Origin of the sequence: Streptomyces sp. ISL-96 (assembly GCF_018614035.1) — a bacterium.
Taxonomy (GTDB): Bacteria; Actinomycetota; Actinomycetes; order Streptomycetales; family Streptomycetaceae; genus Streptomyces.
Genome location: NZ_JAGGPA010000098.1, coordinates 1 through 11,112, shown reverse-complemented (window position 1 = coordinate 11,112; position 11,112 = coordinate 1). Strand labels below are relative to the sequence as shown.

9 protein-coding genes are annotated in these 11,112 nt (G+C 69.3%); 4 read left to right on the top strand and 5 right to left on the bottom strand.

Annotation, left to right across the window (positions count from 1 at the left end; translation table 11 throughout):
• Positions 1 to 76: 76 nt before the first annotated feature.
• On the bottom strand, positions 77 to 1,678 hold the full coding sequence (locus J7E96_RS36840; protein WP_215138283.1) for a protein kinase: 1,602 nt from the start codon (positions 1,676 to 1,678) through the stop codon (positions 77 to 79).
• 419 nt (positions 1,679 to 2,097) lie between these two features.
• Here J7E96_RS36840 and J7E96_RS36835 point away from each other — a divergent pair, with 419 nt between their 5' ends.
• Positions 2,098 to 3,759, top strand: coding sequence for a protein kinase (locus J7E96_RS36835; protein WP_215138281.1), 1,662 nt, complete (start codon positions 2,098 to 2,100; stop codon positions 3,757 to 3,759).
• A gap of 43 nt (positions 3,760 to 3,802) precedes the next feature.
• Here the strand turns inward: J7E96_RS36835 and J7E96_RS36830 are convergent, their stop codons facing one another.
• From J7E96_RS36830 to J7E96_RS36820, 3 genes are all read right to left on the bottom strand, one after another.
• Positions 3,803 to 4,858, bottom strand: coding sequence for a phosphotransferase (locus J7E96_RS36830; protein ID WP_215138279.1), 1,056 nt, complete (start codon positions 4,856 to 4,858; stop codon positions 3,803 to 3,805).
• Between the two features lie 23 nt (positions 4,859 to 4,881).
• Entirely contained in the window at positions 4,882 to 5,076 is a 195-nt protein-coding gene (locus J7E96_RS36825; protein WP_215138277.1) for a hypothetical protein, read from the bottom strand.
• Positions 5,077 to 5,148: 72 nt separating this feature from the next.
• Positions 5,149 to 5,838 carry a response regulator transcription factor gene (locus J7E96_RS36820; protein ID WP_215138275.1) on the bottom strand — a complete coding sequence of 230 codons (690 nt, stop codon included), beginning with the start codon at positions 5,836 to 5,838 and terminating at the stop codon, positions 5,149 to 5,151.
• 326 nt (positions 5,839 to 6,164) lie between these two features.
• On the opposite strand from J7E96_RS36820, the gene pdhA reads away from it, so the two are divergent.
• From pdhA to J7E96_RS36805, 3 genes are read left to right on the top strand one after another with little or no spacing between them, the layout of a single operon-like run.
• A complete protein-coding gene (gene pdhA, locus J7E96_RS36815; protein WP_215138273.1) occupies positions 6,165 to 7,322 on the top strand; it encodes a pyruvate dehydrogenase (acetyl-transferring) E1 component subunit alpha in 1,158 nt (385 codons plus the stop codon).
• Positions 7,323 to 7,325: 3 nt separating this feature from the next.
• A complete protein-coding gene (locus J7E96_RS36810; RefSeq protein WP_215138271.1) occupies positions 7,326 to 8,321 on the top strand; it encodes an alpha-ketoacid dehydrogenase subunit beta in 996 nt (331 codons plus the stop codon).
• Positions 8,322 to 8,335: 14 nt separating this feature from the next.
• Positions 8,336 to 9,802, top strand: coding sequence for a dihydrolipoamide acetyltransferase family protein (locus tag J7E96_RS36805; protein ID WP_215138268.1), 1,467 nt, complete (start codon positions 8,336 to 8,338; stop codon positions 9,800 to 9,802).
• Between the two features lie 151 nt (positions 9,803 to 9,953).
• On the opposite strand, the gene J7E96_RS36800 is transcribed toward J7E96_RS36805, so the two are convergent.
• Positions 9,954 to 10,898: a D-alanyl-D-alanine carboxypeptidase family protein gene (locus J7E96_RS36800; RefSeq protein ID WP_251070969.1), complete on the bottom strand. Its 945-nt coding sequence runs from the start codon at positions 10,896 to 10,898 to the stop codon at positions 9,954 to 9,956.
• Positions 10,899 to 11,112: the final 214 nt, after the last annotated feature.

Sequence of the window (11,112 nt, the reverse complement as noted above, 5' to 3'; positions counted from 1 at the left end):
GAATAAACCAACAGCGTCCGCGCAGTGCGCACCGGGCCCCTTCGCATGTCCGAACCGGACCGCGCGCCTGTTCGGCCTAGTCCGACGGCGGGTTCCCGGTGGAGATCTCCAGCTCGATCGTGGCGTCCTCGGGGTCAACGTCGGAGCCGGTCTTGGGGAACTGGTTCACCACAAGGTCCTTGCCCCAGAGCGGGTTGTCGACCCTGGCCTCTTTGATCTTCCAGCCTGCGGCCTGGAGGCACTGCTTGACGGACCGGATGTCCTTGTAGAGGAAGCTCGGCACCTCGACCTTGGCCGGGTCCGTCGCCGATTCCCTCCCCGGAGAGCAGTCGGTGGTCTCCATGGTTCTGGTGCGGTCCGGGCCCTTGTAGCCGGGCTTGGCCGCCTCCTCGCTCTGCGTGGGGTCGTCGGTGGCCTCGTTCCGGCCCTCCGGATCGTCCTTGAGCGAGATCGCGGTGATCAGGCCGCCGATCGCCAGCAGCACGACCACGATCGCCCCCACGATCACCGGCATGTTCCGGTCGCCGCCGCCCTGGTGCTGGGGGGCGTACGGCGAGGGGGCGGGCGTGTGCATCGGCGCCGGCGTCGGGTATCCGTAAGCCGGCTGCGCATGGCCAGGGGCAGGCGTGTGCGGCGCGTACGGTCCCGGAGCCGGCGTCGGCGGCTGGTAAGGCGTCTGTACGTTGCCGTTCTGCGGGTATCCCGGCTGCCCGCCGACCGGCGGGAAGACCGCCGCCCCGACCCCGGCCCCGCTCTGCGACGGGCCACCGGCGACGATCACCGGCGCGGCGCCCGTCTGGCCCGACCCCGACACCCGCGCACACTCGTCGCGCATCGCGGCGGCGCTCGGGAAACGCTCGTTAGGGTTCTTCTTCAGCGCCCGTGCGACCAGGGCGTCGACCGCCGGCGGAATCGACCGGTTGATCGACGAAGGAGCCACCGGCTCCTCCTGCACGTGCGCGTAAGCGATCGCGAGCGGCGAATCCGCGTCGAACGGCAGCCGCCCCGTCACCAGCTGGAACAGCATGATGCCGACCGAGTACAGGTCGGAGCGCGCGTCGACGCCGCGCCCCAGCGCCTGCTCGGGCGACAGGTACTGCGGCGTACCGACGACCATGCCGGTCTGCGTCATCGACGTAACGCCCGACTGCATGGCCCGCGCGATGCCGAAGTCCATGACCTTGACCACATTGCGCTTGTTCATCATCACGTTGCCGGGCTTGATGTCGCGGTGGACCAGGCCCATCTCGTGACTGGTCTCCAGCGCGGCCAGCACATCCGCCGTGATCTTGAGCGCCTTGTCGGCCGGCATGGCGCCGTACTGCTCGATGTCGGCCTGGAGTACGGAGCCGAGCGGCTGCCCCTCGACGTACTCCATGACGATGTACGGCATCAGCGCGCCGTCCAGCTCGTCCTCGCCGGTGTCGAAGACCGAGACGATGTTGGTGTGGGAAAGCTTGGCGACCGCCTGTGCCTCGCGCCGGAACCGTTCGCGGAAGGATTGTTCCCGGCCCAGTTCCGTGTGCAGTGTCTTAATGGCAACCTGGCGGTCGAGCGCGGAGTCGTACGCGAGGTACACCGACGCCATTCCGCCTTCTCCGAGCAGGTCGCGCAGCTGGTACCGCCCGCCCGCGACCGAGCCGCCCGCGTAGCGGCCCTGTCGGCCGTCCTGGCTCATGACTGTGCTTCCCCCTCAGCGCAAGATTTACGGGCCAAGTCTGCCCCAGGGCACGGACACGTCAAGCGCGGTGCCCGTTCCGTGACCGTACGCGCAAGAAGCGTCGCGGAAGCGTTACAGCGCGGCCGTCCCACGTGCGAGGCACGTGCGCGGGAGGGCTGGTGGCACGCGTGTGTCAGGGGTCCGCCTGTGGTCCGCCTGTGGTCCGTCGCGGGTCCGCTGCGGGTCCGCCCGGTGGTCCGCGACGGGTCCGGAATTTGCACGGGTACATCGGCAACGGGTTTGATGGCCGGTCCATCTCGAACCGGAGCGTCGCGGGGAGGCTGTAGCGTGACGTGGTGGAGCACCTTGAGCCCATACCTTGAGGCCCATGAGGATCACCGCGGACGCGACGCGGACAGAAACGACGGCGAGGACTGATGGCACCCGAACCCGAGGGAAGCGGCGGCGGAGTGTCGGATGCCCCGGAAGCATGGGGTAAGGACGGATTGGTCGGCGATGGCCGATACCGGTTGACGCACCGCCTCGGCCGCGGCGGCATGGCGGAAGTATTCGCCGCCGAGGACGTACGGCTCGGCCGTACCGTCGCAGTGAAGCTGCTGCGCTCCGATCTTGCGGAGGATCCGACATCCAAGGCCCGGTTCACCCGTGAAGCACAGTCGGTCGCCGGCCTGAACCACCACGCGGTGGTTGCCGTGTACGACTCCGGCGAGGACCAGGTCGGCCCGCGCGTCGTCCCCTACATCGTGATGGAGCTCGTCGAGGGCCGCACGATCCGCGAGCTGCTGCAGAACGCCGAGGCGCCGGGGCCCGAGCAGGCCCTGATCATCGTCTCCGGCGTACTCGAAGCGCTCGCGTACAGCCACCAGCACGGCATCGTGCACCGTGACATCAAGCCGGCGAACGTGATCATCACGCACGGCGGCGCGGTCAAGGTCATGGACTTCGGCATCGCCCGTGCCCTGCACGGCGCGCAGTCGACGATGACGCAGACCGGCATGGTCATGGGTACGCCCCAGTACCTCTCCCCGGAGCAGGCGCTGGGCAAGGCCGTCGACCACCGCAGCGACCTGTACGCGACGGGCTGTCTGCTGTACGAACTGCTCGCGCAGCGGCCCCCCTTCACCGGTGAGACGCCGCTCTCGGTGGTCTACCAGCACGTGCAGGACATCCCCGTACCGCCGTCCGAGATCTCGGACGTGGCGCCGCCCGAGCTCGACGGGCTCGTCATGCGCTCCCTCGCGAAGGACCCCGACGACCGGTTCCAGAGCGCCGAGGAGATGCGCGGTCTCATCCAGTACGGCCTGTCGATGCTCCAGCAGCAGGGCAGCCACACCGGGATGTGGAACACCGGCCCCGTCGAGATGCACGAGGGCGGCCACACCCCGGCCGGCGGCACCTACGCGACGACCGCGATGGGCCACCCGAACCACGGCGACACGTCGCAGATGAGGGCGGGCGGCGCGATACTGCCGCCGATGAACCCGCACGACGGGGCGTACGACGGCGGGCAGGGCGGCGGCAGGGGCAGCGGCCGCGGCAAGATGTGGATCTTCGCGGTGCTCGCGATCATCGCGATCGCGGCGGGTGTCGCCTTCGCGATGGGCCGGGCGGGCGACGACAACACCAAGGAGCCGAAGAAGCCCACGGAGGTCACCAACAGCCCGAGCAAGTCGGAGAAGGAGCCCTCCAAGGAGCCCTCGCAGGACGAGGAGACCTCCCCCGAGACCGACCCGGGCACCTCCTCGACCGGCGGCCAGCAGCCGGGCTGGACCCCGCCGTACACGCCGTCGATGCCTCCGGCCAACACGCCGTCGAACACGCCCAGCAACACGCCGTCGAGCCCGACGGACACCGCTCCGGGCACGACGACGGAGGGCGGGACGACCGAGGGCGGCGACAACGGCGACCCCGGCACGGACGACGGCGGTACGTCCGAGGGCGGCACCGACGACGGCGGTACGACCGAGGGCAACACGGACGCCGGCGGTGCGACGGAGGGCGGCACGGACGCCGGCGGTACGACCGACGGCGGGACGACCGAGGGCGGCACGACGGACGCGGGTACCACCGGAGGCTGACCGGCGAGGCGGGAGCCGGGAGGAGGGGCGAGGGCCCCGCCCCTCACCCCGCGAACGCGTCGCACACCGCCTCGTACTCCTTCGTCCACCACACCGCCAGGGCCGACGCCGCAGGAAACTGCGGGTCGGCCCTTCGGTCGTGCCGCTGGTAGCGCCAGCGCAGTATCCAGAAGTCGTTGAGCCGCTCCCACCACACCCGGTGCACCGCCGCGGCCAGCTCCTCGGTCCCGGCCCCGGCCGCCCGCCGGTACGCCGCCGCGTACGCCCGTACCTTCGCCAGCTCCAGCTCCCCGTCCGGCCGTACGAAGAAGATCGCGGCGGCCCGTACCGCCTCCTCCGCGCGCGGCTGTACCGCGAGCCGGTCCCAGTCGACGATCGCGGCGGGCTCGGCGCCCCGGTAGAGGAGATTCAGCGGATGGAAGTCGCCGTGCACCCACCCGGTGGCGGTCTCGGCGACCGGCGGGGGCCGCCGGTGGGCGTGCCGCTCAAGGAGCGCCCGCCGCTCCAGGAGGCGGTGTTCCGCCAGTACGTCGAAGGTGCCCCGCGGCCGCCGCCGGCGCGCCAGCGGCAGCAGCTCGTCGATCAGGGCGAAGGTGTCGGCGGGGTCGGCGCAGTCCTGCGCACGGTCGTGCGTCCGGTCGTGCGTCCGCCGGGAAGCGTCCTCCATCACCCCGTCGGGCATCACCCGGTCCAGGCAGGTGTGCACGAGCCCCAGGAGCGCTCCGAGCCGCCGCGACTCCACTGTCGTGAGCTGGGCGCCGTCCCGGTGCCGGCCCTCGATCCACGGGTGCAGGGCGTAGCAGCGGCCGCCGATCACGGTGACGGTGCCGCCGTGGGTGTCCTCGACGGGCGGGGCGACGGGGACGCCGAAGGCCTGGAGGTGGCGGGTGGCGCGGTGCTGGCGTCTGATCGTGTCGCGGTCGTCGTCGAGGTGGTGCTTGAGGAAGTAGTCGCCGCGGGTGGTGACGAGGTGGTAGCCGTGGTTTAGCAGGCCCTGGGCCACGGGCTCGCAGGAGAGCGGGGCGCCCGGGTCGCGGTAGCGGCGCAGCAGGTCGCCGAGGGGCGGTGGAGGGGCGGCGAGTACAGATGAGCGTGGCACTCGCCAGATGTTAGATCACCAAGTCACAGAGCGTGCTCGCACCGTCGCTCAGGGCCGCTGTTCAGGGTGTGCGCGGTGACGAACTGCGGCTCGATGCGCATGTAGACGGGGTCGAAAGGCTCGCCGTCGACGTAATGGGGGCCGCGGCCGAAGAGCTCCAGTTCGGCGCTGCACGGGTCGAAAATCTCGGCAGTGCCGGTGCACTGGACGGACCACATGGCCCGCCCGTGTACGACATGTGGCCCGCGACGGCAAGGAAGGGCAGCGCCCGCATGTGTGCGTGGCTGTGGCTAGCGCCTCTCCACCGCCTGCTTGCGCGCCACGTACGCGGCGGCCTGCGAGCGGCGCTCCATGCCCAGCTTGGAAAGCAGGCTGGAGACGTAATTCTTGATCGTCTTCTCCGCGAGATGCAGCCGCTCACCGATGACGCGGTTGGTCAGGCCCTCGCCGAGCAGGTCGAGGATCTTGCGTTCCTGCTCGGTGAGGTTCGAGAGGCGGCTGTCGTTGCTGCTCCCGGCGGCGGCGCCGGCGCCGGTGCTGCCGTTGCCCGAGCGCAGGCGCTCCAGGACGCGGGCGGTCGCCACCGGGTCGAGCAGCGACTTGCCGGCCGCCACGTCACGTACGGCCGCCAGCAGCTCATTGCCGCGGATCGCCTTGAGGACGTAACCGGACGCACCGGCCATGATCGCGTCGAAAAGTGCCTCGTCGTCGGCGAATGAGGTCAGCATCAGGCATTTGATGTCCTCATTCCGGGAACGGACTTCGCGGCACACCTCCACACCGCTTCCGTCGGGCAGCCGTACGTCGAGAACAGCGACGTCGGGGCGGGTCGCAGGGATCCTGACCAGGGATTCTGCGGCCGTACCGGCCTCACCGACGACCTCGATGTCGTCCTCTACGGACAGCAGCTCGTGGACTCCGCGACGGACCACCTCGTGGTCGTCAACAAGAAATACGGTGATTTTTCGGTCTTTGGGCACGCCGTCATCCTCACACGGAAACTCTTCCCGTGCCGTGGGTCGCCGGGATAACGTGCCGTTGTTCCGGCGGCCCGCAAGGCTGTGACCAGTGCTTGTTCCCGAATTCTTCGATTTACTTGGATTTCCAAGCAAAATCGCAGGTCAAATGGGGTTTCGCAGTTATGCGAAGCACTGGGTAACGTTCCTTTGGCAGGGCGTTTCGCCGGGGCACCTGTCACACCTGTTCCCGGCCGAGTCGCACCCACCCCGTGCACGAGGACGCAAGCAGGTGAGCCGCACTGGTCACCGGCAGACCCCGGGGGCCGGACAGACGGAGGAGCACGCACGTGACCGTGGAGAGCACTGCCGCGCGTAAGCCGCGACGCAGCAGCACCAAGCGCGTCAGCGCCAAGAAAGCCCAGCAGTCCGACCCGGCCGAGCCGGAACTCGTACAGCTGCTCACCCCCGAGGGCGAGCGTGTCGAGCACCCGGACTACTCGATCGATCTGACCCCGGACGAAATGCTCGGCCTGTACCGGGACATGGTCCTGACCCGCCGCTTCGACGCCGAGGCCACCTCACTCCAGCGTCAGGGCGAGCTGGGCCTGTGGGCCTCGCTGCTCGGCCAGGAGGCGGCGCAGATCGGCTCCGCACGCGCTCTCCGTGACGACGACTACGTCTTCCCGACGTACCGCGAGCACGGTGTCGCCTGGTGCCGTGGCGTCGACCCGACCAATCTGCTGGGAATGTTCCGTGGCGTGAACCACGGTGGCTGGGACCCCAGCACCAACAATTTCCATCTGTACACGATCGTGATCGGCTCGCAGACGCTGCACGCGACCGGTTACGCGATGGGTGTGGCCAAGGACGGCGCGGACTCGGCGGTCATCGCGTACTTCGGTGACGGTGCCTCCAGCCAGGGCGATGTCGCTGAATCGTTCACCTTCTCCGCGGTCTACAACGCCCCGGTCGTCTTCTTCTGCCAGAACAACCAGTGGGCCATCTCCGAGCCCACCGAGCGCCAGACCCGCGTCCCGCTCTACCAGCGCGCGCAGGGCTTCGGTTTCCCGGGCGTCCGGGTCGACGGCAACGACGTACTGGCGTGCCTGGCCGTGACGCGCGACGCGCTGGAGCGCGCGCGCCGGGGTGAGGGGCCGACGCTGGTCGAGGCCTTCACGTACCGGATGGGCGCGCACACCACCTCCGACGACCCGACGAAGTACCGGGCCGACGAGGAGCGCGAGGCGTGGGAGGCGAAGGACCCGATCCTGCGCCTGCGTACGTACCTGGAGAGGGAGGGCTTCGCGGACGCGGCCTTCTTCGAGGAGCTGGAGACGGAGTCGGAGTCGCTGGGCAAGCGGGTCCGCGAGGCGGTGCGGGCGATGCCCGACCCGGACCAGATGGCGATCTTCGAGAACGTCTACGCGGACGGCCACGCCCTGGTCGACGAGGAGCGCGCGCAGTTCGCGGCGTACCAGGCGTCCTTCGCCGAGGAGGGTAAGTAAGCCATGTCCGTACAGGCTGTACACACACAGAAACTCCCTCTCGCGAAGGCGATCAACGAGTCGCTGCGCAAGGCCCTCGAAACCGACCCCAAGGTCCTGATCATGGGCGAGGACGTCGGAAAGCTCGGCGGCGTCTTCCGCGTCACGGACGGCCTCCAGAAGGACTTCGGCGAGGAGCGGGTCATCGACACCCCGCTGGCCGAGTCCGGCATCGTGGGTACGGCGATCGGGCTGGCCCTGCGGGGCTACCGCCCGGTCGTGGAGATCCAGTTCGACGGCTTCGTCTTCCCGGCGTACGACCAGATCGTCACGCAGCTCGCGAAGATGCACGCGCGCTCGCTCGGCAAGATCAAGATGCCGGTCGTCATCCGCATCCCGTACGGCGGCGGCATCGGCGCGGTCGAGCACCACAGCGAGTCGCCGGAGGCGCTGTTCGCGCACGTGGCGGGGCTGAAGATCGTTTCGCCGTCGAACTCGTCGGACGCGTACTGGATGATGCAGCAGGCCATCCAGAGCGACGACCCGGTGATCTTCTTCGAGCCGAAGCGGCGCTACTGGGACAAGGGCGAGGTCGACGTCGAGGCCATCCCGGGCCCGCTGCACAAGGCGCGGGTCGTGCGTGAGGGCACGGACCTGACGCTGGCGGCGTACGGACCGATGGTGAAGGTCTGCGTCGAGGCGGCAGCGGCGGCGGCCGAGGAGGGCAAGTCGATCGAGGTCCTCGACCTGCGGTCGATGTCCCCGATCGACTTCGACACGATCCAGACGTCGGTGGAGAAGACCGGCCGCCTGGTCGTGGTCCACGAGGCCCCGGTCTTCTACGGCTCGGGCGCGGAGATCGCCGCTCGCATGACGGAGCGGTGCTTCTACCACCTGGAGGCGCCGGTGCTGAGGGTGGGCGGCTTCCATGCGCCTTACCCGCCGGCGCGCCTGGAGGAGGAGTACCTGCCGGGGCTTGACCGGGTACTCGACGCCGTCGACCGCTCGCTTGCGTACTGAGGAGAGCTGTGACGATGACTGAGACTTCCCAGAGTTCCCAGCGGTTTCGTGAGTTCAAGATGCCCGATGTGGGCGAGGGACTGACCGAGGCCGAGATCCTCAAGTGGTACGTCCAGCCGGGCGACACCGTCACCGACGGCCAGGTGGTGTGCGAGGTAGAGACGGCGAAGGCGGCCGTCGAACTCCCCATCCCGTTCGACGGCGTCGTACACGAGCTTCGCTTCGGCGAGGGCGTGACGGTCGATGTCGGCCAGGTGATCATTACGGTGGATGTGGCGCCGGGGACTGCGGCCCCCGAGGCTGCTCCGGCCAATGCCCAGGTCCAGGCCCCGGCCGTGCAGGCCGAGCCCGAGCCGTCGGCGGAGGCAGCGGAGGAGGCCAAGCCTGCGGCCCGCCAGCCGGTGCTGGTCGGCTACGGCGTGTCCGAGGCCTCCACCAAGCGCCGCGCGCGCAAGGGGACGGCGGCTCCGGCGGCCGCGGTGGCGGCGGTCCAGACCGAGCTCAACGGCCACGGGCCCGGCGCTGCCGACGTCATGGCCGTGCCCGAATCGCGCCCGCTGGCCAAGCCTCCGGTCCGTAAGCTCGCCAAGGACCTGGGCATCGACCTGGCCGCGGTCACACCGACCGGCCCCGACGGGATCATCACCCGCGAGGACGTCCACGCGGCGGCCGCTGCTCCGGTACGCCCGGAGCCGGTCGCGGTGCCGTCCGAGCCGGAGCGGGAGCCGGAGCCCGAGACGGCTGCGGCTGAGGCCGCTGCTCCCGTCTCCGTCGGCGCGGCCCGGGAGACCCGTACCCCCATCAAGGGCGTACGGAAGGCGATCGCGTCGGCCATGGTGAACAGTGCGTTCACCGCTCCGCACGTCACGGAATTCATCACCTTCGACATCACCCGCACGATGAAGCTCGTCGAAGAGCTGAAGTCCGACAAGGACATGGCGGGCCTGCGGGTCAACCCGCTCCTCCTGATCGCCAAGGCGCTGCTGGTCGCGATCAAGCGCAACCCGGCCGTCAACTCGGCCTGGGACGAGGCGAACCAGGAGATCGTCCAGAAGGAGTACGTGAACCTGGGCATCGCGGCGGCCACGCCGCGCGGCCTGATCGTCCCGAACATCAAGGACGCGGGAGCGAAGACGCTGCCGGAACTGGCGGCGGCGCTGGGCGAGCTGGTGGCGACGGCCCGTGAGGGCAAGACGTCGCCGGCGGCGATGCAGGGCGGCACGGTGACCATCACGAACGTCGGCGTATTCGGCGTCGACACTGGTACGCCGATCCTCAACCCCGGCGAGTCCGCGATCCTCGCGGTCGGCGCGATCAAGCTCCAGCCGTGGGTCCACAAGGGCAAGGTGAAGCCGCGCCAGGTCACCACGCTGGCCCTCTCCTTCGACCACCGCCTGGTCGACGGCGAGCTGGGGTCCAGGGTGCTGGCGGATGTGGCGGCAATCCTGGAACAGCCGAAGCGCCTGATTACGTGGGCTTAGGCAGAGCGGAACCGGGCCTCGCCATGGGCGAGGCCCGGTTCACGGCTTCATGGTGCGACCTGCCCTTTCCCACGGAACGGTCGGGCGGCAGCCGTACGACGATGCCCCGCCGGGAAACCCGGCGGGGCATCGTCGTACGTGCTGTTCGTGATTAGTCCTGCTGTGCGCCCGCGGGCAGGGTGCGCAGCTTCATGGGCGACGACGTGGTGCTGGTGCCGAAGCCGTAGTTCAGCATCTTGCCGGCGTCGTTGTAGCGCTCCGTGACAGTGGTGCTGTTCAGGACGACGCCGATGAGGGTCTTCGTACCGCGGGTGGCGGAGAAGACCAGGCAGGGACCGGCCGTCGAGCCGGTGCCGGTCTTGATGCCAGTGGCGCCGCTGTAGGAGCCCAGCAGCTTGTTGGTGTTGTACCAGGTGTACGTGCGGGTGCCGCCGGTGCTCGTCGTCGCGGTGCTCTTGTACGACGGCGCCTTGACGACGGCGCGGAAGTTGGTGTTCTTCATGGCGTAGCGGGCGAGCTTCGCCAGGTCGCGCGGGGTCGTGTAGTTGTTGCCGGTCGTCGTGATGCCGTCGAAGGAGTCGAACTTGGTGTTCGTCAGGCCGAGCGAGCTCGCCTTCGCGTTCATCTTCGAGATGAAGTTCGTCTTGCGTGCCGCGAGGGTGGTGCCGGTGCCGAAGGCGTCGGCCAGGGCGTACGCCGCGTCGCAGCCGGAGGGCAGCATCGTCCCGTACAGCAGCTGACGGACGGTCACCTTGTCGCCGGTCCTCAGATCGGCGGTGCTCGCGCCCTGGGCGGTGACGTAGTCGCGGTAGGCCTGCTTGACGGTCACCTTGCGGTTGAGGTCGAGGTTGGTGGTGCTGAGCACCACGGCAGCCGTCATGATCTTCGTCGTGCTGGCCATCTGGCGCTTGGTGTCCGCGCCCTTGCTGTAGACCGTGGCGCCGGTCGCGTTGTTCAGCATGAACGCGCCCTTGGCGGTGACGGTGGGCGCGGTGGCCGCCTGCGCGGGCGCGGCCAGGGGCGAGACGGTCAGCAGTGCGCCCGTGGTGACGAGGACGGCGGCGGCTCTGCGGACGGCCGGGAGGCTGGTGATCAAAGAACGCTCCGAAGTTCGCGAATGCGTTGAAAGCGGACCACCTCGGATCGAGGGTCCCGACAAGAGACTCACGGGCACGTCGAAAGGATGTACGCGCCTGGCTGTGATTTCCGTCTCGCGACTGTCCGGCCCCGTCGCCGTCCGGGATGCGGACGCGGCGTTTTGTTGCACCTCTGTTGTATCTATGCTGTGCGCATGGTGCGTCCTGAAAGCT

What these genes read in the sequence shown, in the direction of transcription:
- J7E96_RS36840 (WP_215138283.1), bottom strand. Translation starts at nt 1,678, where the DNA reads ATGAGCCAGGACGGCCGACAGGGCCGCTACGCGGGCGGCTCGGTCGCG.
- J7E96_RS36835 (WP_215138281.1), top strand. Translation starts at nt 2,098, where the DNA reads ATGGCACCCGAACCCGAGGGAAGCGGCGGCGGAGTGTCGGATGCCCCG.
- J7E96_RS36825 (WP_215138277.1), bottom strand. Translation starts at nt 5,076, where the DNA reads ATGTGGTCCGTCCAGTGCACCGGCACTGCCGAGATTTTCGACCCGTGC.
- J7E96_RS36810 (WP_215138271.1), top strand. Translation starts at nt 7,326, where the DNA reads ATGTCCGTACAGGCTGTACACACACAGAAACTCCCTCTCGCGAAGGCG.
- J7E96_RS36805 (WP_215138268.1), top strand. Translation starts at nt 8,336, where the DNA reads ATGACTGAGACTTCCCAGAGTTCCCAGCGGTTTCGTGAGTTCAAGATG.